Below are 26,073 nucleotides of genomic sequence, written 5' to 3'. Positions count from 1 at the left end.
CGGGGAGCGCGGCGGCAGATTGGGGACGACGGATCAGTTGGTCTTTTTGTCCTTCTCGGCCTTCCAGGCCTTGAATTCGGCCATTTCGGCGCGGCGAGCTTCCATTTTCTTCTGGTGCTCGTCGAAGGCTTTCTGCTGTTCGGGGTTGAGCAGGTCACGCAGGGCCTTGTGCTGGTCGGCGCGGGCCTGGTCCAGCTCCTTCTTCATGGCCTGCTTCTCGGCTTCCGGCAGCTTGTCCAGGTAGCGCTTGGTGATGTCGCGATGGGTCTTCATCTGCTCGCCCATCAGCTTGCGGAACTCCTGGCGTTGTTCCTTGCTCAGGTTCAGCTCCTTGAACATGCCGTGGTCGCGGTCATGGTGGCGCGGGCCGCCGTCCGGCATGGCGAAGGCCAGGGTCGGCAGGGTGGCGGCGAGCAGCAGGGCGGTAAGGGTCTTGCGCATGGTGATTCTCCTTGTCTCGAAACCGGTAACGACCGGATGGGCTCATTATGCGGCGGTCAAGGTCAAGGGCAGTCAGACGTCGGTAAAGCTTGGGTAAAGGCGATGTTGCAGGTCGTTTACTTAAGGGGCAAAGGATCACGTGGCGTAGTAATAACCGCGGCCACGCAGGGCGAGAATGCGCGGCCGGCCGTCGGGGTGCGGGCCGAGTTTCTTGCGCAGGTTGCTGACGTGCATGTCCAGACTGCGGTCATACAGGGTCAGTTTGCGACCCAGGGCGAGTTGCGCCAGCGCCTGTTTGTCCACCGGTTCGCCCGGTTGACGCAGCAGAGCCTCCAGCAGGCGGCTTTCGGAAAGCGTCAGCGGAACGTCATGCTCGCCGATACTCACCACGCCGCGGTTGGGGCTGAAGCTGAGGTCGCCCAGCTCCAGCTGGCTACTGGCCGGGGCCGGCGCGGTGCGCCGGAGTACGGCACGCAGGCGCGCGGTCAGCTCGCGCGGATCGCACGGCTTGGCCAGATAGTCATCGGCGCCCAGCTCCAGGCCGAGGATGCGATCCAGCGGCTCGCCGCGGGCGGACAACATCAGCACCGGCAGATCAGGATGTTCACTACGTAACTGCTTGAGCAGCTCAAGGCCGCTGCCGTCCGGCAGCATCACGTCGAGCACCACGGCATCGGGCGCCTGCGCGGCAAGTGCCTGGCGCGCGCCGCCGGCTTCGTGGCAGGCGGTCACCTGAAAGCCTTCCTGGGTCAGCCAGTTGGCGAGCAGCTCGCAGAGTTCCTGGTCGTCGTCGATCAGCAGCAGTCGGCTCATGGCTTCAGTTGATCCACTCGCGGCGGGTCTTACGCGAGCCGCGCAACAGGGCGCCGAACAGCACCGAAACCAGGCTCAGGGCGGCGCCAAGGGCGAACCAGGTCTGCTCCTCGCTGAGCAGGCGGGGTTGCGTCTGCGCCTGGCTTTCCTTGAGTTGCAAGCGCAGGCGCTGGTTTTCCTGGCGCAGGCGTTGCAGTTGCACAGCGCTGCTGGCTTCCTGCTCGCTGCGCAGCTGTTCGCTTTGCGCCAGGCGCTGCTCGAGCTGCCGGCTCTGCTCATCGATTGCGGCTGTTGGCGCTGCGGCTGGCTGCGCACTTTCTTCTTCAGCCTGCAGCGCGGTGCAGGTCAACATCAGGGTGACCAGCAGGGACGACGGGATCGAGCGCATCGCGATTCCTTGTGGGCGAAAGCAGCATGAAGGGCGCTGTATCAGGGCAGCACTTTCTTGAAGGGTTTGACCACCACGTTGGCATACACACCGGCTGTGCGGTACGGGTCGGCATCGGCCCATTTCTGCGCAGCTTCAAGGGAGTCGAATTCGGCCACCACCAGGCTGCCGCTGAAGCCCGCCGGGCCTGGGTCATTGCTGTCGATGGCCGGATGCGGGCCGGCCAGCAGCAGGCGACCTTCCTGCTTCAACTGTTCCAGGCGGGCGAGGTGAGCAGGGCGGGTGGCCAGACGATTTTCCAGGGAGTTTTCGACGTCGGTGGCGATGATGGCGTAGAGCATCTCAGTCCTTAATTCAGGTCGAAGCGGGGAGGGAATGGAGCGTTTGCGCTATACGGCGACTGCCTTGCGGCGGATGTGGGGCATAATAACAAACATCAATCTCAACGAAAGCGCCGCCATGATTGTCGATCTGCACTGCCACAGCACCGCCTCAGATGGCGCCCTGGCGCCCGCCGTACTGGTGGCCCGGGCGCACGAACGCGGTGTGCGGCTGCTGGCGCTGACCGACCATGACACCCTCGAAGGGCTCGATGAGGCGCGCCTCGCGGCCGAGCCGCTGGGCATGCAGCTGATCAACGGCATCGAGCTGTCCTGCACCTGGGGCGGGGCGACCATTCATGTGCTGGGCTACGCCTTCGAGCGGGAGGCACCCGCCCTGCGGGCTGCCATCGAGGCTTTGCACCATGGGCGCTGGCAACGTGCCGAGGAAATCGACCGACGCCTGGCGGCCAAGGGCATGCCAGGTGCACTTGAGGGCGCACGTGCTGTCCAACAGGAATTGGGCGATAGCGGCAACGCGCCGGCGCGTCCGCATTTCGCAGAATTTCTCGTGCGCGCCGGGCATGTCCGTGACCGTGCCGAGGCGTTTCGCAAATGGCTGGGCTCGGGCAAGCTGGGTGATGTCAAGCAGCACTGGCCGGCGCTGGAAGACACGCTAGCCACGCTGCATGCGGCCAAGGCCTGGATCAGCCTGGCGCATCCCTGGCAGTACGACTTTACTCGCAGTAAGCGCCGGCGCCTGGTGGCGGATTTCGCGGCAGCAGGTGGTCATGCCCTGGAAGTGGTCAATGGCATGCAGCCGGCCGAACAGGTTGGTGGCCTGGCGATCCTGGCGCGCGAGTTTGGCCTGATGGCCAGCGTCGGCAGTGATTTCCATGCGCCGGGCGACTGGTCCGAACTGGGTATGTATCGCCCGTTGCCCGATGACCTGACTGCGCTCTGGGAGCGCTTCGAACATGCACAGCCATCCGCTGTCACTTCATGAGCAGGGAGCAAGCGTGAGTCAATTTTTCCAGGTTCACCCGGAAAACCCCCAGGCGCGCCTGATAAAGCAGGCCGTGGAAATCATTCGTGGCGGTGGCGTGGTGGTTTATCCCACCGACTCGTCCTACGCGCTGGGCTGCGCCATCGGCGACAAGAATGCGGTCGAGCGTATTCGCCGCCTGCGTCAGCTCGACGACAAGCACAACTTCACCCTGGTCTGCCGCGACCTGTCGCAGATTGGTCTGTTCGCCAAGGTCGACACCGCCGCCTTCCGCCTGCTGAAGAACCATACGCCAGGCCCCTATACCTTCATTCTCAATGCCACCCGCGAAGTGCCGCGCATGCTGCTGCATCCCAAGCGCCGCACCATTGGCATTCGCGTGCCCAGCCATCCCATCGCTTTGGCATTGCTGGAGCAGTTGGGCGAGCCGCTGATGAGCGTCAGCCTGATCATGCCGGGCGACGAGCTACCGATGTCCGACCCCTACGAAATGCGGCAGATTCTCGAACACCATGTCGACCTGATCATCGACGGTGGTTTCGGCGGGCTGGAAGCCTCCACCGTGGTCAATCTCGCCGACGATAGCCCGGAAGTTCTACGCGTCGGATGCGGTGACCCGACGCCGTTCGACGATCTCTGACGCCGGCTTTTCCGTTGTGGGCGCAGCTACCCTATACTCCGTGGTCTTGTCTGGATTTTGGATAGAACGGTTTGAGCCTTAACGACTCCGAACGTCGGGTGCTGTCAGGAATGCGTCCGAGCGGTCGTCTGCACCTCGGGCACTACCACGGTGTGCTGAAGAACTGGGTCAGGTTGCAGCACGAGTACGACTGCTTCTTCTGCATCGTCGACTGGCATGCCCTGACCACCGAATACGCCGATAGCGGTCAGCTTTCCCAGCATGTCATGGACATGGCGGTGGACTGGCTGGCCGCAGGCGTCAGCCCCAGCTCCGCTACGTTGTTCGTGCAGTCGCAGGTGCCGGAACATGCCGAGCTGCACCTGTTGCTGTCGATGATCTGTCCACTCAGCTGGCTCGAGCGCGTGCCCTCCTACAAGGAGCAGCAGGAGCGTCACAGCGGCAAGGATCTCTCTACCTATGGCTTTCTTGGCTATCCGCTGTTGCAGGCCGCGGACATCCTGCTGTATCGCGCCGGCCAGGTGCCGGTTGGCGCCGACCAGTTGCCCCATATCGAGTTCGCCCGCGAAGTGGCGCGCCGGTTCAATCATCTGTACGGCAGCGAGCCGGATTTCGAGCTGAAGGCTGAAGCCGCCATTGGCAAGCTGGGCAAGAAAGTCGGCAAGCTCTACAGCAACCTGCGCAAGGCTTATCAGGAGCAGGGCGACGCAGAGGCGCTGGAGACGGCGCGGGCCCTGCTCAAGGAGCAGACCAGCATTACCCTCGGCGATCAGGAGCGTCTGTACGGCTATCTGGAAGGGGGCGGCAAGGTGATTCTCAATGAGCCGCAGCCGATTCTCGCCGAGTTTTCGCGGGTGCCTGGCCTGGATGGGCAGAAGATGGCCAAATCCAGTGGCAATGCGATATTCCTGCGTGACAGCGACGCCGAACTCGAGGAAAAACTGCGGCGCATGCCCACCGATCCGGCGCGGGTGCACCGTGACGACCCTGGTGAGCCGCAGCGTTGCCCGGTCTGGTCATTGCATCAGTTGTATTCCAACGACGAACAATTGCATTGGGTCATCGAGGGCTGCCGAAGCGCTTCGATTGGTTGCCTCGATTGCAAGAGCGCGCTGTGCTCGTCTCTGCAGACAGAGCTGACTCCTCTGCAGCAGCGTGCCTTCGACTACGAGGAAAACCCCGACCTGGTGCGCAGTATCCTCGCCGAGGGGGCCGAGCGCGCGCGTGACGAGGCGCGCAACACCCTGGCCGAAGTGCGCATGGCCATGGGCCTGAATTACCGCTAAAGGAACCTCAGCCGATGACCGAACCCGTCACGCCCACCCCCGACAGCCAGGCTGGCGCCCAGCAGGAGCTGCCGTTCGCCCTGGTCTATGGCGAGGCGGTCACCGAGCTGCCGCTGGACCTGTACATCCCCCCGGATGCTCTGGAAGTCTTCCTCGAAGCCTTCGAGGGGCCACTGGACCTGCTGCTTTATCTGATCCGCAAGCAGAACATCGACATCCTCGATATCCCGGTGGCCGAGATCACCAAGCAGTACATGGGCTATGTCGAGCTGATGAAATCGGTGCGTCTGGAGCTGGCCGCCGAATACCTGGTCATGGCCGCCATGCTCGCCGAGATCAAGTCACGCATGCTGTTGCCGCGCTCGGCAGAAGCCGAGGAGGAAGAGGACGATCCACGTGCCGAGCTGATCCGCCGCCTGCAGGAGTACGAGCGCTTCAAGGCCGCAGCCGAAAATATCGACGAACTGCCGCGCGTCGGCCGCGACGTGACCGTGCCCAGGCTCGACGCCCCCGAAGCCCGCGCGCGCAAGTTGCTGCCGGACGTGAGCCTGGAAGAGGTGCTGCTGTCGATGGCCGAGGTGCTGCGCCGCGCCGACATGTTCGAAAGCCACCAGGTAACCCGCGAGGCATTGTCTACCCGCGAGCGCATGAGCGAAGTGCTGGAGCGCCTCAAGGGCGGGGCTTTCGTGCCTTTCGTCGAACTCTTCGCGGCCGAGGAGGGCCGACTTGGCGTGGTGGTGACCTTTATGGCGGTACTCGAATTGATCAAGGAATCCCTGGTGGAGCTGGTGCAGAATGAGCCCTTCGCCGCCATTCACGTCCGAGCCCGTGCCGAATGAACCTGAACGACCCCAAAGACCTGGCCCAGTTGCTTGAAGCCTTTCTGCTGGCTTCCGGCAAGGCGCAGTCGCTCGAGCGCCTCTTCGAACTGTTCGAGGAGGGCGAGCGGCCGGAGCCCGAGCAGTTCAAGGCGGCGCTGGAAATCCTGCGTCAGTCCTGCGAGGGCCGCGCTTTCGAGCTCAAGGAAGTCGCTTCGGGCTATCGCCTGCAGGTGCGTGAGCGCTTCGCTCCCTGGGTCGGCCGGCTCTGGGAAGAGCGTCCGCAGCGCTATTCCCGTGCGCTGCTGGAGACATTGGCGCTGATCGCCTATCGCCAGCCCATCACCCGCGGCGAGATCGAGGACGTGCGCGGCGTGGCGGTCAACAGCAACATCACCAAGACCCTGCTCGAGCGAGAGTGGATTCGCGTGGTGGGCTATCGCGACGTGCCGGGGCGGCCGGTGATGTTCGCCACCACCAAGGGCTTTCTCGATCACTTCAATCTGAAGAGTCTCGACGAGCTGCCGCCGCTTGCCGCCCTGCGCGAGCTCGAGCCAGAGCCGGAACTGGCGCTGGATGACGACGCCGAAGTCCCCGCAGGCCTGCAGGCGCGAGCCGATCTTGCCGTGCAGGAGGAGGGCGAGGCCGCCGAGCCGCGTGAAGAAACCAGCTTCCGTAGTCTGCTGGCCGAACTGGACAGCATGGAGCAGGGGCTCAAGACCGACTTCGATGACCTGCGCCTGGCTGATGAAGGCGAGGGGGCGGTGGTCGAAGGCGATCTGGCTGACCTCGATGACGACGAACCGTTGCATTGACAGGCTTTAAGCCGGGTATCGAATCCTTCAATCTCTCCTGCCTGGTTCAGGCCTTTATTCTTCGCGCAGTCGATCCTTCCTGTCTGGAGATCCAATGAGCAAGAATCCCTGCATCAAGGTCTGTGAATTCGAAAAGGACATCTGCCTGGGGTGCGGCCGCAGCCGTCAGGAGATCAAGGGCTGGAAGCGCCTGGACAAGCACGAACGCCTGGCCCTGCTGGCCCAGGCCGACATGCGCTTGCTGGCGCTGGAGGCCACCGGGCGGCGCAGGCATTGACCGCATATCCGGTGCAGGAGCCGCGCCTCGCGGCGAATGGCAGGGCGTCGATAATACTTGGCCTATTCGCAAAGGCTTCGCCCCGGGGCGGGGCTCCTACCCTTCAGTGTCGTGTTCTTGGTTCGATCGCCGCAGCATCATCTACCCTATCTACTTCGCAGTGCGTATGATGCGCGCCCTTCGATCATCCATTACTACACCGGGAGGTGCCCAAGATGACTGAGCACGAACAACCGCGTCCTGCAGGCGAGAAACTGCAGAAAGTCCTGGCCCGTCTCGGGCTGGCCTCGCGTCGCGAGATAGAGACCTGGATCGCCGAAGGTCGAGTCAAGGTCAACGGCGCTGCCGCGACCCTGGGCCAGCGTGTCGACGCCAACGATGCCATCGCTCTCGATGGCCGCCTGCTCAAGCGTGAAGAGATCACCGGCTCGGTTCGCCGCGTGCTGATCTACAACAAGCCGGACGGCGAGATCTGCACCCGTGACGACCCGGAAGGCCGTCCCACCGTATTCGATCGCCTGCCGCGCCCGAAAGAGGGCCGCTGGATCAACATCGGGCGTCTCGATATCAACACCACCGGTCTGCTGCTGTTCACCACTGACGGTGAACTGGCCAACCGCCTGATGCACCCGTCCTATCAGATGGACCGCGAATACGCTGTGCGTGTACGTGGCGAGGTCACCGAGGAGATGCTGGAGAACCTCAAGACCGGCGTCATGCTCGAGGATGGTCCGGCCAAGTTCACCGACATCAAGGAAGCGCCCGGTGGCGAGGGTTTCAACCACTGGTATCACTGCGTGGTGATGGAGGGGCGTAACCGCGAAGTGCGTCGCCTGTGGGAGTCCCAGGGCCTGGTGGTCAGCCGCCTGAAGCGCGTGCGCTTCGGTCCGGTGTTCCTGACTTCCGAGTTGACCATGGGCCGCTGGCGCGAGATGGACCAGCGCGAAGTGGACATTCTCAGTGCCGAAGTCGGTCTGGCTCCGCAAGCGCTGCCGGCGATGAAGGAAAAGACCCGCGACAAGCTCGATCGTCTGCAGCGCAAGTCGGCCAAGCCGGTCGAGGTGCGTGGCAAGCGCGTATTGCGTCCGGCCAAGGACGAGGCGGCTGCCGAGGGCGTCCGCCCGAGCCGTGCGCCGCGCCGTGAGGATGGCGAGCAGCGCGCGCCGCGTGGCCCGCGCAAGGACAGCGGCGAGCGTCGTGAAAACGTTCGTGGCACGCCGGTAGCGGAGCGCCCGAGCGATGTGAAGAAGCGTCAGCCGCGACCGGCCGTCGAGTTGTCCGAGCGTCCGGCACGCAAGCCGCGCCCGGCAACGCCCGGTAAGCGTCCTCCATCGGGTGATGGCCAACGCCCGGGCTTTGGCCGCAAGCGCTGATAAACGAAAAGGGACTCCGCGGAGTCCCTTTTTCCATTCCGTGTCCCGAAGTTGGCTTGAACCCGTGCCTTCGGAGCATTCCCGGATTTCATCCGGGCTATGCGGAGCGGCCTCTCAGCCGGCCATCGACAGGCGGTTGCGGCCCTCGCGCTTGGCCACGTAAAGCGCGTTATCGGCGCGGCGCAGCAGGCTTTCGGCAGATTCGCCCGGCAGCAGGCTGGCACAGCCCAGGCTGATCGATACCTCGATTGGCCGTCCGGCATCCAGGCATTGCAACTCCAGTACCGCGAAGCGCAGGCGCTCCCCGACCAGCGCCGCCCCCTCGCGGTTGGTGCCGGAAAGAATCACCAGGAACTCCTCACCGCCGTAGCGGAAGACCATGTCGATATTGCGCAGCTGGTTCTTCAGGGTCTGGGCGACCGCTTTCAGTACCTGGTCGCCGAGTGCATGGCCATGGCTGTCGTTGATGGTCTTGAAGTGATCGATGTCGAGCATCAGCAGCGACAGTGGCTGCAGATTGCGGCGGGCCAGATCCACCTCGCGCTGCAGCACCTGATCCATGGCGATGCGGTTGCCGGTATCGGTCAGCGGGTCACGCAGTGCACTCTGCAGCGCGGTGCGGTAGAGCAGGGCGTTGCGCAGCGGGAACAGCAGGCTGGCCAGTAGCGATTCGAGCTGAATCAGTTCGTCCTCGGTGAAGCGCTGCCTGCGCCGGAAGATCAGCTCGCCCAGGTATTCCCCTTCATGGCTGAGACGGTAGCCGGCCGAGTGCGGTGCGCGTTCGCCCAGCTCCAGGCGCAGGTCATGCGAGGGTTGCTGGAAAGCCAGGGCATCGAGCGGCACCAGGCGCTGCACTTCGCGGAAAAACAGATTGAGGATGCGCTCCGCGTCCAGGCTGGTCTGCAATTGCAGGCTCAGGTGGTGGCGCAGCTCGGCCAGGCTGGCGGGCTTGAGCGGCAGGTTGCGGCTACTGGTGAAGCCGAGACGCTGCAGCTTGGCTGCGTCGAAATCGATGGTGTTGGACTGGCTGGGGGGAACCATGGAGCTGAACCTCTGGCGCGATGGTGCGACAAGAGGGTTAGAGCGAATTCCATGCCAAGTGGTTCAGGCGAGTATAAATTCTTGTGAATTCAGTCACTTAGCGAATATTGGCGGCGCTATTCGGCAAGCGTTTGCCGGTTGCTTGGCGCCAGTGGTGGCAATGTGCTGCCGCATGGCAAGGGGCGTGGCGGATTTCTGTCGCGCCATGGCCCGCCGGTAGTGGCAGGCCATGGCATGCGTTCACTGGGCGTTCAGCGCCTGGCCGTTGACGCCCTTGCTGTCCGGCCCCATCAGGTAGAGGTAGGCGGGCATGATCTCTTCCGGTAGCGGGCGGGTGGCCGGATTCTCGCCGGGGTAGGCCTGGGCGCGCATGGCGGTGCGGGTGGCGCCCGGGTTGATGCTGTTGGCGCGCACGTTACTGATACCGTCCAGCTCGTCCGCCATCACCTGCATCAGGCCTTCGGTGGCGAACTTGGATACCGCGTAGGCGCCCCAGTAGGCCCGGCCCTTGCGCCCGACGCTGCTGGAGGTGAAAACCACCGAGGCGTCCTGCGACAGCTTGAGCAGCGGCAACAGGGTGCTGCTGAGCATGAACATGGCGTTGACGTTGACGTGCATCACGCGCATGAAGTTATCGCCGGATAGCTGCTCCAGCGGCGTGCGCGGGCCGAGGATCGAGGCGTTGTGCAGCAGGCCGTCGAGGCGGCCGAATTCGTTCTCGATCATCACCGCCAGCTCGTCGTACTGGTGCGGCAGGGCGGTTTCCAGGTTGAAGGGGATCACCACCGGCTGTGGATGGCCGGCCGCTTCGATCTCGTCGTAGACCTGGCTCAGGTTGGCCTCGGTCTTGCCCAGCAGCAGCACGGTGGCGCCGTGGGCGGCGAAGCTCTTGGCGGCAGCGGCGCCGATGCCGCGGCCGGCACCGGTTATCAGGATCACCCGATCCTTGAGCAGGTCGGGGCGGGCGCTGTAGTCGAACATGTGAGGATCCTTCGCAAAACTTTGGGTGTAGGGCGGGTGCAAACCCGCCATAAGGCGTTCGAGCCGGCGATTCAGCAGCTGCACAAGGCTCGGTCGAGGACGGCGCGCAGCTCCAGCGGGTGATCCACCACCACGTCGGCGCCCCAGTTGCGCGGATTGTCTTCGGGGTGGATATAGCCGTAGGTGACCGCCGCGGTGCGGCAACCGGCGGCGCGGCCGGCTTCGATGTCACGCTCGTCGTCGCCGATGAACAGCACCTCTTGCGGCTGTACGCCGATCTTCTCGCAAGCCAGCAGCAGCATGTCCGGTGCGGGTTTGCTGTGCTCGACATGATCCGGGCAGACCAGCACGGCCGAGCGCTCGGCCAGATTCAGGCGCTGCATGATCGGCTCGGCGTAGCGCACCGGCTTGTTGGTGGCCACGCCCCATGGCAGGCGCGCCTGCTCGATGTCGGCGAGCAGCGCTTCGATGCCGTCGAAGGGGCGAGTCAGTACCGCGCAATGCGCCTGGTAGCGCTCGAGAAACTCCTGGCGCAGGGCTTCGAAGGCGGCCGAGTCCGGGGCTTCATCGAATGCGCAGGCGACCATGGCGCGCGCGCCGCCCGACACCTGATCGCGAATGGCCTTGTCTGCCAGTGGCGGCAGGCCGCGGGCAGCGCGCATGGCCTGGGTAATGGCGATGAAATCCGGCGCCGAGTCGAGCAGGGTGCCATCCATGTCGAAAAGAACTGCTTTCAAACGCATGCGTCTCACTCCTTGCGCAGCGTCTGGATCATGTAGTTGACGTCGACGTCGGCCGCCAGCTTGTAGTGCTTGGTCAGTGGGTTGTAGGTCAGGCCGATGATGTCCTTGACCTCGAGGCCAGCCGCGCGGCTCCAGGCGCCCAGCTCGGACGGGCGGATGAACTTCTTGAAGTCGTGGGTGCCGCGCGGCAGCAGGCGCAGGATGTACTCGGCGCCGATCACCGCGAACAGGTAGGACTTCGGATTGCGGTTGATGGTGGAGAAGAACACCTGGCCGCCGGGCTTGACCAGCCTGTGGCAGGCGCGGATCACCGAGGATGGATCGGGTACGTGCTCGAGCATTTCCAGGCAGGTGACCACATCGAACTGGCCGGGCATCTCCTCGGCCAGGGCTTCGGCGGTGATCTGCCGGTACTCGACCTCGACCCCGGATTCCAGCTGATGCAGCTGCGCGACCGACAGCGGCGCTTCACCCATGTCGATGCCCGTCACCGTGGCGCCGCGCTGGGCCATGGCCTCGCTGAGGATGCCGCCGCCACAACCGACGTCGAGTACGCGCTTGCCGGCCAGGCCGACGCGCTCGTCGATCCAGTTGACCCGCAGCGGGTTGATGTCGTGCAGGGGTTTGAACTCGCTTTCGCGGTCCCACCAGCGGTGTGCCAGGGCCTCGAATTTGGCGATTTCGGCGCGGTCGACGTTGCTCATAAGCATCTCTTTCAAAGCAGGGAAAGCGTATTGCCGTCATGTTGCCAGTTTCGGCGCCGGCATGGGACGGCTCGGGATCGTTCAATGTATGTCAGTTTGTCGCAGTCGCTTGTGAATGTTGTTGCGCCCAAGGTTTATCGGCTGCTCATTTATTTCGTTCATGCTCGGTCTGCCCCCCCCTCTCCCATTTATGGGAGAGGGTCAGGCGTGCAGCTCGGTGTTACCTGGCAGGCCTCTACCCCGACCCCTCTCCCGCAAGCGGGAGAGAGGAGGAAAAGCCATGTTACTTGCTGGCTATCCTGGCTCCCCACTCCCTGGCCCTGGCGATCAGCTCGCCTTCGTCCATGCGCGTCAGGCGGCCCTCATCCAGCAGCTGTTTGCCGCCGACCCAGAGGTGCTTCACGCAGTCGCGGCCACTGGCGTAGATCAGTTGCGATACCGGGTCATAGATCGGTTGCTGGGCCAGGCCGGAAAGATCGAAGGCGACCACGTCGGCCAGCTTGCCCAGCTCCAGCGAGCCGGTCTGGCTCTCCAGGCCCAATGCGCGGGCACCATTGAGGGTGGCCATGCGCAAGGCGCTGTGGGCATTGAGTGCGGTGGCTGAGCCGGCGACGGCCTTGGCCAGCAAGGCGGCGGTGCGGGTTTCGCCGAGCAGGTCGAGGTCATTGTTGCTCGCCGCGCCGTCGGTGCCGATGGCGACGTTGACCCCGGCCTGCCACAGGCGCTCGACCGGGCAGAAGCCGCTGGCCAGTTTCAGGTTGGATTCGGGGCAATGCACGATGCTGCAGTTGTGCTCCACCAGCAGGGCCAAATCCTCGTCATCGATCTGCGTCATGTGCACCGCCTGGAAGCGCGGACCAAGCAGGCCGAGGCGAGCCAGGCGCGCCAGCGGGCGCTCGCCGTGCTTGCTGACGGCCTCGGCGACTTCCTGGGCGGTTTCGTGCACGTGCATATGAATGCCGGCATCCAGCTCGTCAGCCAGCACGCGGATCTGTTCCAGCTTGTCGTCGCTGACTGTGTAGGGCGCGTGGGGGCCAAAGGCGATGCGGATGCGCGGGTGCTGCTTGAGGTCATCGAACAGCTGCAGGCCCTTGCGCAGCGCCTCGGCAGCGTTGAGGGCGCCGGGCACCGGGAAGTCCAGTACCGGGACGGTGATCTGGGCGCGCACACCGGCGTTGTGCACGCACTCGGCGGCGGTCTGCGGGTAGAAATACATGTCCGAGAAGCAGCTGACGCCGCCCTTGATCTGCTCGGCGATGGCCAGGTCGGTGCCGTCGCGAACGAAATCCTCGTCGACCCACTTGCCCTCGGCGGGCCAGATGTGCTCATGCAGCCAGGTCATCAGCGGCAGGTCGTCGGCGATACCGCGCAACAGGGTCATGGCGGCGTGGCCGTGGGCGTTGATCAGCCCGGGGGCGAGCAGGCACTGAGGCAGTTCGCGCATTTCCTTGACCGGGTGGCGCAGCGCCTCGGCGCGCGGTGCGATCAGGGCGATGCGCCCGTCGCGAATGCCCAGGCCATGATCGCGCAGCACGACCCCGGCCGGCTCCACGGGCACCAGCCAGGTGGGCAGCAGCAACAGGTCGAGAGGGGCTTCGGGCATGGGATCGTCCGTTTGGCTTGATCGGTGCAAGGAAGGTCGCCAGTGTATAGGTGAACGCGCGTAGCTTGAAGCCGTGGCGGCGTGCTGGATTGTTCGGCTGGAGTCTGCTGGTTAGGGTCTGTTCCCATTTGATTCGCGGCCGCGCAGCAACGCGGCTCGCGATGAAACGGGAGCAGGCCCTAGGTATAATCCGCGATTTTTTGGCTGTTAAGGATGGAGTGCGCGATGCGCGAGCAATTGCTGGCGGTGGAGAAGGTTCAGGCAATCGAGTGGCGCGATGGTGCGCTGCACTTGCTCGATCAGCGCCTGCTGCCGCATCGGCAGGTGTGGCTGCGCTTCGACGATGCTGCAGAGGTGGCCGATGCGATTCGCGACATGGTGGTGCGCGGTGCTCCCGCCATCGGTATCGCCGCTGCCTACGGTCTGGTACTGGGCGCTCGCGCCCGGTTGCAGGTTGGTGGCGACTGGCGTGAGGCGCTGGAGGCGGATTTTGCCCGTCTGGAGCAGTCGCGGCCCACGGCGGTGAATCTGTTCTGGGCGCTGCAGCGCATGCGCGAACGCCTGGCGCGGCTCAAGGATGGCGACGACATCCTCGCGTCGCTGGAGGCCGAGGCGGTCGGCATTCATGTCAGTGACCGTGAGGCCAATCTGACCATGGCGCAACTGGGCATGGAGCTGATCCGCAAGCACCAGGGCAACCCGCAGGTGGTGTTGACCCACTGCAATGCCGGAGCGCTGGCTACCGGTGGTTTCGGTACCGCGCTTGGGGTGATTCGTGCCGCCCATCTGGAGGGGTTGATCGAGCATGTCTACGTCGACGAAACCCGGCCCTGGCTGCAGGGGGCGCGGCTGACCGCCTGGGAGCTGGCCGGCGATGGTGTGCCGGTCAGTCTCAATGTCGATGCCGCCGCCGCTCATCTGATGAAGACCAAGGGCATCACCTGGGTGATAGTCGGCGCCGACCGGATCACGGCAAACGGTGATGTCGCCAACAAGATCGGCACCTACCAGCTGGCGGTCAACGCCATGCACCACGGGGTGCGCTTCATGGTGGTGGCGCCCAGTTCGACCATCGACATGAGTCTGGAAAGCGGCGACGACATCCTGCTCGAAGAACGCGACGGCAGCGAGCTGCTGGAAGTGGCGGGGCAGCCGGTGGCGGCCGATGTGCCTGCGGTCAATCCGGTGTTCGATGTGACGCCGGCAGATCTGGTCGACTACATCGTGACCGAGAAGGGTGTGATCGAGCGTCCTGACGCTGCCAAGCTGGCGCAGCTGATGTGCCGCAAGCGCCTGCACTGAGCTGATCGAGCACGGCTTGCTCCCCGTAGGAGTCCCGCCCCGGGGCGAAGCCTTCGCTCTTTCAGCTTTCCTGCGGTTACCACCTTCGAGGCATGGGCCAGATATCGTGCCATGGCCGCCATTCGCCGCGGGGCGCGGCTCCTACACAGATTGCGGTGTTCGATGGTGTGGTATGGGAGCTCCGGGGTGAAGCTTTTGCTTTCACTGGTCGTGAGGCAGCTGCTGCAGGTTGGTCGTTTCGCCTCTTTCCGTCTCGTTTGCTCCGCTTCTCCATGAGGGTGCTCGGGGTAGGTGTGCGGCACGCTTTGTGGTAATCTCCGGCAGTTTTCAAGGGCGTTGACTGCAGGCGCCCTCACTGCATCGAATCGTGACATAACTCGTTGATTTGTCGTGAGTCGCTGATGGCTTGAGGCTATCGCGACGTGCTCCATGGCGTTCCAGGAAGAATGACGCGGAGTTTCACCCAGAAAAAGGAACCAGGCTTCTCATGGGCGAACTGGCCAAAGAAATCCTCCCGGTCAATATCGAAGACGAGCTGAAACAGTCCTACCTCGACTACGCGATGAGCGTGATCGTCGGGCGTGCGCTGCCGGATGCGCGCGATGGCTTGAAGCCGGTCCACCGCCGTGTGCTCTACGCCATGAGCGAGTTGGGCAACGACTGGAACAAGCCCTACAAGAAATCGGCCCGTGTGGTCGGTGACGTGATCGGTAAATACCACCCGCACGGCGACACCGCGGTGTACGACACCATCGTGCGGATGGCTCAGGACTTCTCCCTGCGTTACCTGCTGGTCGACGGCCAGGGCAACTTCGGTTCGGTTGACGGCGACAACGCCGCGGCCATGCGATACACCGAAGTGCGCATGACCAAGCTGGCCCATGAACTGCTGGCCGACCTGGACAAGGAAACCGTCGACTGGGTGCCCAACTACGACGGTACCGAGCAGATTCCGGCTGTCATGCCGACCAAGGTGCCGAACCTCTTGGTCAACGGCTCGTCCGGTATCGCCGTGGGCATGGCCACCAACATCCCGCCGCACAACCTCTCCGAGGTGATCGATGGCTGCCTGGCGCTGATCGACAACGCCGACCTGACCGTCGATGACCTGATGCAGTACATCCCCGGCCCCGATTTCCCCACCGCGGGCATCATCAACGGCCGTGCCGGCATCATCGAGGCCTACCGCACCGGCCGCGGGCGCATCTACATCCGTGCTCGCGTCGAGGTCGAGGACATCGACAAGGTCGGCGGTCGCCAGCAGCTGGTGGTCACCGAGCTGCCTTACCAGCTGAACAAGGCCCGTCTGATCGAGAAGATCGCCGAGCTGGTCAAAGAGAAGAAGATCGAAGGCATCACCGAGCTGCGCGACGAGTCCGACAAGGACGGTATGCGCGTGGTGATCGAGCTGCGTCGCGGCGAAGTGCCGGACGTGGTGCTGAACAACCTGTACGCCCAGACCCAGATGCAGAGCGTGTTCGGCATCAACGTCGTGGCGCTGGTCGACGGTCAGCCGAAGACCATGAACCTCAAGGATATGCTCGAAGTGTTCGTCCGTCACCGCCGCGAAGTGGTGACCCGGCGTACCGTCTACGAGCTGCGCAAGGCGCGCGAGCGCGGCCACATCCTCGAAGGTCAGGCGGTGGCGCTGTCCAACATCGACCCGGTGATCGAGCTGATCAAGGCCTCGCCGACGCCGGCCGAAGCCAAGGAGCGTCTGATCGCCACTGCCTGGGAATCCAGCGCGGTCGAAGCCATGGTCGAGCGCGCCGGCGCCGACTCCTGCCGCCCGGAAGGGCTGGATCCGCAATACGGCCTGCGCGATGGCAAGTACTACCTGTCGCCGGAGCAGGCTCAGGCCATCCTCGAACTGCGTCTGCACCGCCTCACCGGTCTGGAGCACGAGAAGCTGCTGGCCGAATACCAGGAAATTCTCAGCCTGATCGGTGAGCTGATCCGCATCCTGACCAGCCCCGAGCGCCTGATGGAAGTCATCCGCGAAGAGCTGGAGAAGGTCAAGGCCGAGTTCGGCGACGCTCGTCGCACCGAGATCATCGCCTCGCGTCAGGACCTGACCATCGCCGATCTGATCACCGAGGAAGAGCGCGTCGTCACCATCTCCCACGGTGGCTATGCCAAGAGCCAGCCGCTGGCCGCCTACGAGGCGCAGCGTCGCGGTGGCAAGGGCAAGTCCGCCACCGGGGTGAAGGACGAGGACTACGTCGAGCACCTGCTGGTGGCCAACAGCCATGCGACCCTGCTGCTGTTCTCCAGCAAGGGCAAGGTCTACTGGCTGCGCACCTTCGAGATTCCCGAGGCCTCGCGTGCCGCCCGCGGTCGTCCGCTGGTCAACCTGCTGCCGCTGGACGAGGGTGAGCGCATCACCGCCATGCTGCAGATCGACCTGGAAGCCCTGCAGCAGAGCGCCGGGGCCGACGAGGACCTGGACGACGAAGGCCTGGTGATCGAAGGCGAAGCCACCGAAGTGGTCGAGGCCGAGGAAGTCGAGGAGGTCGAGGGCGAAACCCCAGAGCTGGTCGCCGAGCCGACTGGCGCCTTCATCTTCATGGCCACCGCGTTCGGTACCGTGAAGAAGACCCCGCTGGTGCAGTTCAGCCGTCCGCGTAGCGCCGGCCTGATCGCCCTGAAGCTGGAAGAGGGCGACACCCTGATCGCCGCCGCCATCACCGACGGCGCCAAGGAAGTCATGCTGTTCTCCGACGCCGGCAAGGTACTGCGTTTCGCCGAGAGCAAGGTGCGCACCATGGGCCGTACCGCCCGCGGCGTGCGTGGCATGCGCCTGGGCAAGGATCAGCGCCTGATCTCCATGCTGATTCCCGAGTCCGGTGCGCAGATTCTCACGGCCTCCGAGCGCGGCTTCGGCAAGCGCACCGGGCTGGGCAAGTTCCCCCGTCGCGGTCGTGGCGGTCAGGGCGTCATCGCCATGGTCACCAGTGAGCGTAACGGCAAGCTGGTCGGCGCCATCCAGGTACAGGACGGCGAGGAAATCATGCTGATTTCCGACCAGGGCACCCTGGTGCGTACCCGTGTCGACGAAGTGTCCAGCTCTGGCCGTAACACTCAGGGCGTGACCCTGATCAAGCTGGCCAAGGACGAGACCCTGGTCGGCCTGGAGCGTGTGCAGGAGCCAACGCCGGTGGAGGAGGACGAACTGGTCGAGGGCGAGGAGGGCGCTGAAGTCGCCGACAGCGCCGACGCGCCGATCGTCGACGCCGAGGAAGGCAGCGAGGAATAAAGTCGGGCTCCGTGGGAGGGGCTTTAGCCGCGACTGTCGTGCTAAAGCCTCCCATAGACATGGTGACAGTTTGGACATGCCATCGTCTGGTGGTGGCGTTCTGGCAATCTGAGAGAGACAGACGTGAGCAAGCGAGCTTTTAACTTCTGCGCCGGCCCCGCCGCGCTGCCGACCGCTGTACTGCAACGCGCCCAGGCCGAGATGCTCGACTGGCAAGGCAAGGGCCTCTCGGTGATGGAGATGAGCCATCGAAGCGACGAGTACGTGGCCATCGCCAGCCAGGCCGAGCAGGATCTGCGCGATCTGCTCGCCGTGCCCAACGACTACAAGGTGCTGTTCCTGCAGGGCGGCGCCAGCCAGCAGTTCGCCGAGATCCCGCTCAACCTGCTGCCCGAAGACGGCGTGGCCGACTATGTCGAGACCGGTATCTGGTCGAAGAAGGCCATCGAGGAGGCTCGTCGCTACGGCGCCATCAATGTCGCCGCCAGCGCCAAGTCCTACGACTACTTCGCCATTCCCGGGCAGAACGACTGGCAACTGTCGAAGAATGCCGCCTACGTGCATTACTGCAGCAACGAGACCATTGGCGGTCTGCAGTTCGACTGGGTGCCGCAGACTGGCGACATCCCGCTGGTGGTGGACATGTCCTCGGACATCCTCTCGCGCCCCATCGACGCCTCGCAGTTCGGTCTGATCTACGCCGGTGCGCAGAAGAACATCGGCCCCAGCGGCCTGGTGGTGGTGATCGTGCGCGAGGACCTGCTCGGTCGTGCCCGCTCCAGCTGCCCGACCATGCTCGACTACAAGATCTCGGCCGACAACGGCTCGATGTACAACACCCCGGCTACCTATTCCTGGTACCTGTCCGGCCTGGTGTTCCAGTGGCTCAAGGAGCAGGGCGGCGTCGAGGCCATGGAGCGCGTCAACCGCGCCAAGAAGGACCTGCTGTACAAGGCCATCGACAGCAGCGATTTCTACAGCAACCCCATCGCCCACAACGCCCGTTCCTGGATGAACGTGCCGTTCCGCCTGGCCGACGAGAAGCTGGACAAGGCCTTCCTCGCCGGCGCCGATGAGCGCGGCCTGCTCAACCTCAAGGGCCACCGCTCGGTAGGCGGCATGCGCGCTTCCATCTACAACGCCGTCGGTCTGGATGCGGTCGAGGCGCTGGTGGCCTACATGGCCGAGTTCGAGAAGGAGCATGCCTGATATGTCGGAACAGGAGCTGCAGGCGCTGCGCCTGCGCATCGACAACCTCGACGAGCGCATCCTCGAGCTGATCAGCGACCGCGCGCGCTGCGCCGAAGAAGTGGCGCGGGTGAAGATGAAGGAGCTCAAGGAAGGCGAGTCGCCGGTGTTCTATCGCCCCGAGCGCGAGGCCCAAGTGCTCAAGCGCATCATGGAACGCAACAAGGGCCCGCTGGGCAATGAGGAAATGGCGCGGCTGTTCCGCGAAATCATGTCTTCCTGCCTGGCTCTGGAGAATCCGCTCAAGGTCGCCTACCTCGGCCCCGAGGGCACCTTCAGCCAGGCTGCGGCGATGAAGCACTTCGGTCATGCCGTGATCAGCGTGCCGATGGCCGCCATCGACGAGGTGTTCCGCGAAGTGGCCGCCGGTGCGGTGAACTTTGGCGTGGTGCCGGTGGAGAACTCCACCGAGGGCGCGATCAACCACACCCTCGACAGCTTCCTCGAGCACGACATGGTGATCTGCGGCGAAGTCGAGCTGCGCATCCACCATCACCTGCTGGTCGGCGAAACCACCAAGACCGACAAGATCACCCGTATCTATTCCCATGCCCAGTCGCTGGCGCAGTGCCGCAAGTGGCTGGACGCGCACTACCCGAACGTCGAGCGCGTGGCGGTTTCCAGCAACGCCGACGCCGCCAAGCGGGTCAAGAGCGAGTGGAATAGCGCGGCCATCGCCGGCGACATGGCAGCCAACCTGTATGGCCTGACCAAGCTGGCGGAAAAGATCGAGGATCGCCCGGACAACTCCACGCGCTTTCTCATCATCGGCAGCCAGGAAGTGCCGCCGACCGGCGACGACAAGACCTCGATCATCGTCTCCATGCGCAACAAGCCGGGCGCGCTGCACGAGCTTCTGGTGCCATTCCACAACAACGGCATCGACCTGACCCGCATCGAGACGCGGCCGTCGCGCAGTGGCAAGTGGACCTACGTGTTCTTCATCGACTTCGTCGGCCACCACCGCGACCCGCTGATCAAGGACGTGCTGGAGAAGATCGGCCAGGAGGCCGTGGCGCTGAAGGTGCTGGGGTCATATCCGAAGGCGGTGTTGTAACCCGCGCCCTCGTAGGAGCGGCTTTAGCCGAGATATTCGCGACTGAAGTCGCTCCTAAAAAGCCTGTGGCACCCGGTCGAGACAATGAGGTTTGTGATGAGTTGCGATTTCCTGACCCTGGCTCAGCCAGGTGTGCAAAAACTGTCCCCCTACGTACCAGGCAAGCCAGTCGATGAGTTGGCCCGCGAACTGGGGCTCGACCCGGCCGGCATCGTCAAGCTGGCCAGCAACGAAAATCCGCTCGGCCCCAGCGCCAAGGCGCTGGCCGCGATCCGTGCCGAGCTGGACGAGCTGACCCGCTATCCCGATGGCAACGGTTTCACCCTCAAGAGCGCGCTGGCCGCGCGTTATGGCGTGGACGCGGCTCAGGTTACCCTGGGCAATGGCTCCAACGATATTCTCGAACTTGTCGCTCGCGCCTACCTGGCGCCTGGCCTCAACGCCGTGTTCAGCGATTACGCCTTCGCCGTCTATCCCATCGCCACCCAGGCGGTCGGCGCCCAGGGCAAGGTGGTGCCGGCCAGGGACTACGGTCACGATCTGGACGCGATGCTGGCGGCCATCGACGACAAGACGCGCGTGGTGTTCATCGCCAACCCCAACAATCCGACCGGCACCTGGTTCGGTCCGGACGCGCTGGAAGCTTTCCTGACCAAGGTGCCGGAGTCGGTGCTGGTGGTGCTGGACGAGGCCTATATCGAATACGCCGAAGGCGATGAACTGCCCGATGGCCTGGATTATCTGGCGCGCCATCCCAACCTGCTGGTCTCGCGCACCTTTTCCAAGGCCTATGGCCTGGCCGCGCTGCGCGTGGGCTACGCGATCAGCTCGCCGGCCATCGCCGACGTGCTCAACCGCGTGCGCCAGCCGTTTAACGTCAACAGCCTGGCCCTGGCCGCTGCCTGCGCCGCGTTGTCCGATGCCGAGTACCTGGCCGAGAGCCGTCGCCTCAATGACGCCGGCATGCAGCAGCTGCAGGACGGCCTGCGCGCGCTGGATCTGAGCTGGATTCCCAGCAAAGGCAACTTCATCGCCGTCGACTTCGGTCGCGATACCGCAGCGATCAATCAGGCGCTGCTGCGTGAAGGGGTGATCGTGCGGCCGATGGCCGGTTACCGCATGCCCAACTTCCTGCGCGTATCCATCGGCCTGCCGCGCGAGAACGCCCGTTTCCTTGAGGCCCTGGCCAAGGTGCTGTCGGCGTGACTGTCACCGCAGTGCAATCGAGCGCCCCTAAGATCGGCCGCCTGGTGGTGGTCGGTCTCGGTCTGATCGGCGGCTCTTTCGCCAAGGGGCTGCGTGAGCGCGGTCTGTGTCGTGAGGTGGTGGGCGTCGATCTGGATGCCGAGTCGCGCCGCCTGGCCGTGCAGTTGGGCGTGGTCGATCGTTGCGAGACCGATCTGGCGGCCGCCTGTCAGGGGGCTGAGGTGATCCAGCTGGCGGTGCCTATCCTGGCCATGGAGAAGCTGCTGGCCGAACTGGCCAAGCTCGACTTGGGCGATGCCGTGCTGACCGATGTCGGTAGTGCCAAGGGCAACGTGGTGCGCGCCGCGCGCCTGGCCTTCGCCGGCAAAACCGTGCGACTGGTGCCGGGGCATCCGATTGCCGGCTCCGAGCAGAGCGGGGTGGAGGCGGCGAACGCCGGGCTGTTCCGCCGCCACAAGGTGATTCTCACCCCCAGCGAGCACAGCGACGCGGCCGCTATGGCGTTGGTGGAGAGCCTGTGGCGCGAGCTGGGTGCGGATGTCGAGACGATGGAGGTGGAACACCACGACCAGGTGCTCGCCGCCACCAGTCACCTGCCACACCTGTTGGCCTTTACCCTGGTCGACTCGTTGGCCAAACGCAGCGAGAACCTGGAGATTTTCCGCTATGCCGCTGGCGGTTTCCGCGATTTCACGCGGATCGCCGGCAGCGATCCGGTGATGTGGCACGATATCTTCCTCGCCAACCGCGAGGCGGTGCTGCGCACACTGGATACATTTCGCGACGACCTCGACGCCTTGCGCGATGCGGTCGACGCCGGGGATGGGCATCAACTCCTGGGCGTGTTCACTCGCGCCCGCGTTGCCCGCGAACATTTCAGCAAAATTCTGGCCCGCAGGGCCTATGTGGACGCTATGCACTCGACCGATCTGATTTTCCTGGCAAAACCCGGTAGCAGCCTGTCCGGACGTATCCGCGTACCCGGTGACAAATCCATCTCGCATCGTTCGATCATGCTGGGTTCGCTGGCCGAAGGCACCACCGAGGTCGAAGGCTTCCTCGAAGGCGAGGACGCCCTGGCCACCCTGCAGGCGTTCCGCGACATGGGCGTGGTCATCGAAGGCCCGCACCACGGCCGCGTGACCATTCACGGTGTTGGGCTCAAGGGCCTGAAGGCTCCGGCTGGCCCGCTGTACATGGGCAACTCCGGCACCTCCATGCGCCTGCTCTCCGGCCTGCTCGCTGCGCAGCCGTTCGACACCGTGCTGACCGGCGATGCCTCGCTGTCCAAGCGCCCGATGAACCGTGTGGCCAAGCCGCTGCGCGAGATGGGCGCAGTAATCGAGACCGGCCCGGAAGGTCGTCCGCCGCTGACCATCAAGGGCGGCCAGCGCCTGACCGGCATGGACTACGAAATGCCGATGGCCAGCGCCCAGGTCAAATCCTGCCTGCTGCTGGCCGGCCTGTATGCTGCAGGCCGCACCTCGGTGACCGAGCCGGCACCGACCCGTGACCATACCGAGCGTATGTTGCGTGGCTTCGGCTACCCGGTAAGCGTGGAGGGCAGCACCGCCAGCGTCGAGTCCGGCCACAAGCTGACCGCCACGCGCATCGAAGTGCCCGCCGATATTTCCTCGGCCGCCTTCTTCCTGGTCGCGGCGAGCATCGCCGAAGGCTCCGAGCTGGTGCTCGAGCACGTTGGCATCAACCCGACCCGCACTGGGGTGATCGATATCCTCAAGCTGATGGGTGGTGATATCACCCTGGAAAACCAGCGTGAAGTGGGCGGTGAGCCGGTGGCCGATATTCGCGTGCGTAGCGCCAAACTGAAAGGCATCGACATTCCCGAAGACCTGGTGCCTCTGGCCATCGATGAGTTCCCGGTGCTGTTCGTTGCCGCCGCCTGCGCCGAAGGCCGCACCGTGCTGCGCGGCGCCGAGGAACTGCGGGTCAAGGAGTCCGACCGCATCCAGGTCATGGCCGACGGTCTGATCGCGCTGGGCGTCAAGGCCGAGCCGACCCCGGACGGCATCATCATCGAGGGTGGTTCAATTGGCGGTGGCGAGGTCTGGGCCCATGGCGACCACCGTATCGCCATGTCCTTCAGCGTCGCCTCGCTGCGCGCCAGCGCGCCGATCCGCATTCATGACTGCGCCAACGTCGCCACCTCCTTCCCCAACTTCCTCGCCCTGGCGGCCGAGGTTGGCATGCAGGTAGCAGAAGAGGGCAAGGCATGAACGCCCCGGTCATCACCGTCGACGGGCCGAGCGGCTCCGGCAAGGGCACGCTCTGCGCGCTGCTGGCCAAGCAGCTGGGCTGGAATCTGCTCGACTCCGGCGCCCTCTATCGCCTGCTGGCCTTCGCCGCCGGCAACCACGGTATCGACCTGACCAACGAGGAGTCGCTCAAGCAGCTGGCGGCCCATCTCGATGTGCAATTCATCGACAAGCGCATCGTGCTCGAAGGCGAGGAGGTGACCGACGCAATCCGCAACGAGCAGGTTGGCGCCGGCGCTTCCATGGTGGCCTCGCTGCCGGCAGTGCGTGAGGCGCTGCTACAGCGGCAACGCGCCTTCCAGGAGGCGCCGGGCCTGGTAGCCGATGGCCGCGACATGGGCACCGTGGTATTTCCCGATGCGCCGCTCAAGGTATTCCTCACCGCCAGCGCCGAGGAGCGTGCCCGTCGTCGTTACCTGCAGTTGAAGGCAAAGGGCGATGATGTTAATCTCGCGAGTCTTCTCGACGAGATACGGGCGCGCGACGAGCGCGACACCCAGCGCGCGGTGGCTCCGCTCAAGCCGGCAGCCGACGCAATCCTGCTGGATTCCACCGAACTGTCCATCGAGCAGGTGCTGGAACGAATTCTGCGCGAGGTCGCCGATCGCGATCTCGCCGGTTAAGGATTCTCGATTGCCTTAAATCGCTGAATCCGCCAGGAGGCATGCGGGAGACCAGTCCTAGTCCTGCAGGCCTCTTTTCACATGAACGAACCCACATTGTCTGGAATGTGGTTTGGGCGAATCCCCGCCCTTGATCAACAGGAATCAACATGAGCGAAAGCTTTGCAGAACTTTTTGAAGAAAGCCTGAAATCCCTCGACATGCAGCCGGGCGCCATCATCACCGGCATCGTGGTCGACATCGACGGTGACTGGGTTACCGTCCACGCCGGCCTGAAGTCCGAGGGCGTCATCCCGCTCGACCAGTTCTTCAACGAACAAGGCGAGCTGACCATCAAGGTCGGTGACGAAGTCCACGTTGCGCTGGACGCGGTTGAAGATGGCTTCGGTGAAACCAAGCTGTCCCGCGAGAAAGCCAAGCGCGCTGAATCCTGGCTGGTTCTGGAAGCTGCGTTCAACGCTGAAGAAGTGGTCAAGGGCGTTATCAACGGTAAGGTCAAAGGCGGCTTCACCGTTGACGTCAACGGCATCCGCGCGTTCCTGCCGGGTTCCCTGGTCGACGTCCGTCCGGTGCGTGATACCACTCACCTGGAAGGCAAAGAGCTGGAATTCAAGGTCATCAAACTGGACCAGAAGCGCAACAACGTTGTCGTTTCCCGTCGCAGCGTCCTGGAAGCCGAGAACAGCGCCGAGCGCGAAGCTCTGCTGGAATCCCTGCAGGAAGGCCAGCAAGTCAAAGGTATCGTCAAGAACCTCACCGACTACGGTGCGTTCGTTGACCTGGGCGGCGTAGACGGCCTGCTGCACATCACCGACATGGCCTGGAAGCGCATCAAGCACCCGTCCGAGATCGTCAACGTTGGCGACGAGATCGACGTCAAGGTTCTGAAGTACGATCGCGAGCGTAACCGCGTATCCCTGGGCCTGAAGCAGCTGGGCGAAGATCCGTGGGTTGCCATCAAGGCTCGTTACCCGGAAAACACCCGCGTCATGGCGCGCGTCACCAACCTGACCGACTACGGCTGCTTCGCTGAGCTGGAAGAAGGCGTCGAAGGTCTGGTGCACGTTTCCGAAATGGACTGGACCAACAAGAACATCCACCCGTCGAAGGTCGTCAACGTCGGCGACGAAGTGGAAGTCATGGTTCTGGACATCGACGAAGAGCGTCGTCGTATCTCCCTGGGTATCAAGCAGTGCAAGACCAACCCGTGGGAAGACTTCTCCGGTCAGTTCAACAAGGGTGACAAGATCTCCGGCACCATCAAGTCGATCACCGATTTCGGTATCTTCATTGGTCTGGATGGCGGCATCGACGGCCTGGTTCACCTGTCCGACATCTCCTGGAACGAAGCCGGCGAGGAAGCCGTGCGTCGCTTCAAGAAGGGCGACGAGCTGGAAACCGTCATCCTGTCGGTTGACCCGGAGCGCGAGCGCATCTCCCTGGGCATCAAGCAGCTGGAAGACGATCCGTTCAGCAACTACGTTTCCCTCAACGACAAGGGCACCATCGTCCGCGGCGTTGTGAAGGAAGTAGATGCCAAGGGCGCCATCATCGACCTGGGCAACGAGATCGAAGCTACCCTGAAAGCCTCCGAAATCAGCCGTGACCGCGTTGAAGACGCGCGCAACGTCCTGAAGGAAGGCGACGAAGTAGAAGCCAAGATCATCAGCGTCGACCGCAAGTCCCGCGTTATCAGCCTGTCCATCAAGTCGAAAGACGTCGAGGACGAGAAGGACGCGATGAAGGAACTGCGTAACAAGCAAGACGTTGAAAGCACCGGTCCGACCACCATCGGTGATCTGATCCGTGCTCAGATGGAAAACCAGAACTAAGTTCGGGTGATTCATCAAAAAAAG

At 64.0% G+C, this 26,073-nt stretch carries 24 protein-coding genes; 15 read left to right on the top strand and 9 right to left on the bottom strand.

What is annotated here, in order from left to right; translation table 11 throughout:
- Positions 1-33: 33 nt before the first annotated feature.
- The 4 genes from BLS61_RS11280 to BLS61_RS11265 all read right to left on the bottom strand — a co-directional run bounded on the left by BLS61_RS11280 (position 34) and on the right by BLS61_RS11265 (position 1,983).
- On the bottom strand, positions 34-441 hold the full coding sequence (locus tag BLS61_RS11280) for a Spy/CpxP family protein refolding chaperone (protein ID WP_090430823.1): 408 nt from the start codon (positions 439-441) through the stop codon (positions 34-36).
- Between the two features lie 135 nt (positions 442-576).
- Positions 577-1,254, bottom strand: a complete 678-nt coding sequence (locus BLS61_RS11275; RefSeq protein ID WP_090430821.1) for a response regulator transcription factor — start codon at positions 1,252-1,254, stop codon at positions 577-579.
- Between the two features lie 4 nt (positions 1,255-1,258).
- Positions 1,259-1,642 (bottom strand): translation initiation factor 2 (IF-2, GTPase), encoded by a 384-nt coding sequence (locus tag BLS61_RS11270; RefSeq protein WP_090430818.1) that lies wholly within the window; start codon positions 1,640-1,642, stop codon positions 1,259-1,261.
- A 41-nt stretch (positions 1,643-1,683) separates the two neighbouring features.
- A complete protein-coding gene (locus BLS61_RS11265) occupies positions 1,684-1,983 on the bottom strand; it encodes a YciI family protein (RefSeq protein ID WP_090430816.1) in 300 nt (99 codons plus the stop codon).
- Between the two features lie 118 nt (positions 1,984-2,101).
- Here BLS61_RS11265 and BLS61_RS24130 point away from each other — a divergent pair, with 118 nt between their 5' ends.
- The 7 genes from BLS61_RS24130 (at position 2,102) to rluB (ending at position 8,177) form a co-directional block, all read left to right on the top strand.
- Positions 2,102-2,968, top strand: a complete 867-nt coding sequence (locus BLS61_RS24130) for a PHP domain-containing protein (RefSeq protein ID WP_090430814.1) — start codon at positions 2,102-2,104, stop codon at positions 2,966-2,968.
- A gap of 13 nt (positions 2,969-2,981) precedes the next feature.
- The gene (locus tag BLS61_RS11255; protein WP_024307822.1) at positions 2,982-3,608 is read left to right on the top strand and encodes an L-threonylcarbamoyladenylate synthase; all 627 of its coding nucleotides are present in this window, start codon (positions 2,982-2,984) and stop codon (positions 3,606-3,608) included.
- 71 nt (positions 3,609-3,679) lie between these two features.
- Complete coding sequence (locus BLS61_RS11250; RefSeq protein WP_090430812.1) at positions 3,680-4,894, top strand: tryptophan--tRNA ligase; 1,215 nt, start codon at positions 3,680-3,682, stop codon at positions 4,892-4,894.
- Between the two features lie 14 nt (positions 4,895-4,908).
- Positions 4,909-5,733: a segregation and condensation protein A gene (locus BLS61_RS11245; RefSeq protein ID WP_090430810.1), complete on the top strand. Its 825-nt coding sequence runs from the start codon at positions 4,909-4,911 to the stop codon at positions 5,731-5,733.
- Entirely contained in the window at positions 5,730-6,527 is a 798-nt protein-coding gene (gene scpB / locus BLS61_RS11240) for an SMC-Scp complex subunit ScpB (RefSeq protein WP_090430808.1), read from the top strand. Before BLS61_RS11245 ends, scpB begins: the two co-directional genes overlap by 4 nt.
- Positions 6,528-6,621: 94 nt before the next feature.
- Positions 6,622-6,804 (top strand): DUF1289 domain-containing protein, encoded by a 183-nt coding sequence (locus tag BLS61_RS11235; RefSeq protein WP_090430806.1) that lies wholly within the window; start codon positions 6,622-6,624, stop codon positions 6,802-6,804.
- A gap of 215 nt (positions 6,805-7,019) precedes the next feature.
- The gene (gene rluB / locus BLS61_RS11230; RefSeq protein WP_090430805.1) at positions 7,020-8,177 is read left to right on the top strand and encodes a 23S rRNA pseudouridine(2605) synthase RluB; all 1,158 of its coding nucleotides are present in this window, start codon (positions 7,020-7,022) and stop codon (positions 8,175-8,177) included.
- 114 nt (positions 8,178-8,291) lie between these two features.
- On the opposite strand, the gene BLS61_RS11225 is transcribed toward rluB, so the two are convergent.
- The 5 genes from BLS61_RS11225 to BLS61_RS11205 form a co-directional block, all read right to left on the bottom strand.
- On the bottom strand, positions 8,292-9,218 hold the full coding sequence (locus BLS61_RS11225) for a GGDEF domain-containing protein (RefSeq protein ID WP_090430803.1): 927 nt from the start codon (positions 9,216-9,218) through the stop codon (positions 8,292-8,294).
- 240 nt (positions 9,219-9,458) lie between these two features.
- Positions 9,459-10,199 carry a YciK family oxidoreductase gene (locus BLS61_RS11220; RefSeq protein ID WP_090430801.1) on the bottom strand — a complete coding sequence of 247 codons (741 nt, stop codon included), beginning with the start codon at positions 10,197-10,199 and terminating at the stop codon, positions 9,459-9,461.
- 71 nt (positions 10,200-10,270) lie between these two features.
- The gene (gene mupP, locus BLS61_RS11215) at positions 10,271-10,942 is read right to left on the bottom strand and encodes an N-acetylmuramic acid 6-phosphate phosphatase MupP (RefSeq protein ID WP_090430799.1); all 672 of its coding nucleotides are present in this window, start codon (positions 10,940-10,942) and stop codon (positions 10,271-10,273) included.
- Positions 10,943-10,947: 5 nt separating this feature from the next.
- Entirely contained in the window at positions 10,948-11,646 is a 699-nt protein-coding gene (gene ubiG / locus BLS61_RS11210) for a bifunctional 2-polyprenyl-6-hydroxyphenol methylase/3-demethylubiquinol 3-O-methyltransferase UbiG (protein ID WP_090430797.1), read from the bottom strand.
- 283 nt (positions 11,647-11,929) lie between these two features.
- On the bottom strand, positions 11,930-13,249 hold the full coding sequence (locus BLS61_RS11205) for a TRZ/ATZ family hydrolase (protein WP_090430795.1): 1,320 nt from the start codon (positions 13,247-13,249) through the stop codon (positions 11,930-11,932).
- Between the two features lie 225 nt (positions 13,250-13,474).
- Between BLS61_RS11205 and mtnA the strand changes: the two genes are divergently transcribed.
- The 8 genes from mtnA to rpsA all read left to right on the top strand — a co-directional run bounded on the left by mtnA (position 13,475) and on the right by rpsA (position 26,049).
- Positions 13,475-14,551: an S-methyl-5-thioribose-1-phosphate isomerase gene (gene mtnA / locus BLS61_RS11200; protein WP_090430793.1), complete on the top strand. Its 1,077-nt coding sequence runs from the start codon at positions 13,475-13,477 to the stop codon at positions 14,549-14,551.
- A gap of 487 nt (positions 14,552-15,038) precedes the next feature.
- Complete coding sequence (gene gyrA / locus BLS61_RS11195; RefSeq protein ID WP_090430791.1) at positions 15,039-17,807, top strand: DNA gyrase subunit A; 2,769 nt, start codon at positions 15,039-15,041, stop codon at positions 17,805-17,807.
- Positions 17,808-17,930: 123 nt separating this feature from the next.
- On the top strand, positions 17,931-19,016 hold the full coding sequence (gene serC, locus BLS61_RS11190) for a 3-phosphoserine/phosphohydroxythreonine transaminase (protein WP_090430789.1): 1,086 nt from the start codon (positions 17,931-17,933) through the stop codon (positions 19,014-19,016).
- A 1-nt stretch (position 19,017) separates the two neighbouring features.
- The gene (pheA, locus tag BLS61_RS11185; protein ID WP_003243546.1) at positions 19,018-20,112 is read left to right on the top strand and encodes a prephenate dehydratase; all 1,095 of its coding nucleotides are present in this window, start codon (positions 19,018-19,020) and stop codon (positions 20,110-20,112) included.
- A 96-nt stretch (positions 20,113-20,208) separates the two neighbouring features.
- Positions 20,209-21,318, top strand: a complete 1,110-nt coding sequence (gene hisC, locus BLS61_RS11180; protein ID WP_090430787.1) for a histidinol-phosphate transaminase — start codon at positions 20,209-20,211, stop codon at positions 21,316-21,318.
- Complete coding sequence (locus BLS61_RS11175; protein WP_090430785.1) at positions 21,315-23,555, top strand: bifunctional prephenate dehydrogenase/3-phosphoshikimate 1-carboxyvinyltransferase; 2,241 nt, start codon at positions 21,315-21,317, stop codon at positions 23,553-23,555. Before hisC ends, BLS61_RS11175 begins: the two co-directional genes overlap by 4 nt.
- Positions 23,552-24,217: a (d)CMP kinase gene (gene cmk / locus BLS61_RS11170; protein ID WP_090430783.1), complete on the top strand. Its 666-nt coding sequence runs from the start codon at positions 23,552-23,554 to the stop codon at positions 24,215-24,217. The genes BLS61_RS11175 and cmk overlap by 4 nt, the downstream gene beginning before the upstream one ends.
- Before the next feature lie 149 nt (positions 24,218-24,366).
- On the top strand, positions 24,367-26,049 hold the full coding sequence (gene rpsA, locus BLS61_RS11165) for a 30S ribosomal protein S1 (RefSeq protein WP_012018329.1): 1,683 nt from the start codon (positions 24,367-24,369) through the stop codon (positions 26,047-26,049).
- Positions 26,050-26,073 lie beyond the last annotated feature (24 nt).

The sequence above is a fragment of the Ectopseudomonas guguanensis genome, assembly GCF_900104265.1.
Taxonomy (GTDB): Bacteria; Pseudomonadota; Gammaproteobacteria; order Pseudomonadales; family Pseudomonadaceae; genus Aquipseudomonas; species Aquipseudomonas guguanensis.
Note: the sequence above shows the minus strand (reverse complement) of the source record. Positions and strands in the feature narration are given on the sequence as shown.

Coding starts and splice junctions, on each gene's coding strand:
- BLS61_RS11280 (WP_090430823.1), bottom strand. CDS start 441: ATGCGCAAGACCCTTACCGCCCTGCTGCTCGCCGCCACCCTGCCGACC.
- BLS61_RS11275 (WP_090430821.1), bottom strand. CDS start 1,254: ATGAGCCGACTGCTGCTGATCGACGACGACCAGGAACTCTGCGAGCTG.
- BLS61_RS11270 (WP_090430818.1), bottom strand. CDS start 1,642: ATGCGCTCGATCCCGTCGTCCCTGCTGGTCACCCTGATGTTGACCTGC.
- BLS61_RS11265 (WP_090430816.1), bottom strand. CDS start 1,983: ATGCTCTACGCCATCATCGCCACCGACGTCGAAAACTCCCTGGAAAAT.
- BLS61_RS24130 (WP_090430814.1), top strand. CDS start 2,102: ATGATTGTCGATCTGCACTGCCACAGCACCGCCTCAGATGGCGCCCTG.
- BLS61_RS11245 (WP_090430810.1), top strand. CDS start 4,909: ATGACCGAACCCGTCACGCCCACCCCCGACAGCCAGGCTGGCGCCCAG.
- scpB (WP_090430808.1), top strand. CDS start 5,730: ATGAACCTGAACGACCCCAAAGACCTGGCCCAGTTGCTTGAAGCCTTT.
- BLS61_RS11235 (WP_090430806.1), top strand. CDS start 6,622: ATGAGCAAGAATCCCTGCATCAAGGTCTGTGAATTCGAAAAGGACATC.
- rluB (WP_090430805.1), top strand. CDS start 7,020: ATGACTGAGCACGAACAACCGCGTCCTGCAGGCGAGAAACTGCAGAAA.
- BLS61_RS11225 (WP_090430803.1), bottom strand. CDS start 9,218: ATGGTTCCCCCCAGCCAGTCCAACACCATCGATTTCGACGCAGCCAAG.
- BLS61_RS11220 (WP_090430801.1), bottom strand. CDS start 10,199: ATGTTCGACTACAGCGCCCGCCCCGACCTGCTCAAGGATCGGGTGATC.
- mupP (WP_090430799.1), bottom strand. CDS start 10,942: ATGCGTTTGAAAGCAGTTCTTTTCGACATGGATGGCACCCTGCTCGAC.
- ubiG (WP_090430797.1), bottom strand. CDS start 11,646: ATGAGCAACGTCGACCGCGCCGAAATCGCCAAATTCGAGGCCCTGGCA.
- BLS61_RS11205 (WP_090430795.1), bottom strand. CDS start 13,249: ATGCCCGAAGCCCCTCTCGACCTGTTGCTGCTGCCCACCTGGCTGGTG.
- mtnA (WP_090430793.1), top strand. CDS start 13,475: ATGCGCGAGCAATTGCTGGCGGTGGAGAAGGTTCAGGCAATCGAGTGG.
- gyrA (WP_090430791.1), top strand. CDS start 15,039: ATGGGCGAACTGGCCAAAGAAATCCTCCCGGTCAATATCGAAGACGAG.
- pheA (WP_003243546.1), top strand. CDS start 19,018: ATGTCGGAACAGGAGCTGCAGGCGCTGCGCCTGCGCATCGACAACCTC.
- hisC (WP_090430787.1), top strand. CDS start 20,209: ATGAGTTGCGATTTCCTGACCCTGGCTCAGCCAGGTGTGCAAAAACTG.
- cmk (WP_090430783.1), top strand. CDS start 23,552: ATGAACGCCCCGGTCATCACCGTCGACGGGCCGAGCGGCTCCGGCAAG.
- rpsA (WP_012018329.1), top strand. CDS start 24,367: ATGAGCGAAAGCTTTGCAGAACTTTTTGAAGAAAGCCTGAAATCCCTC.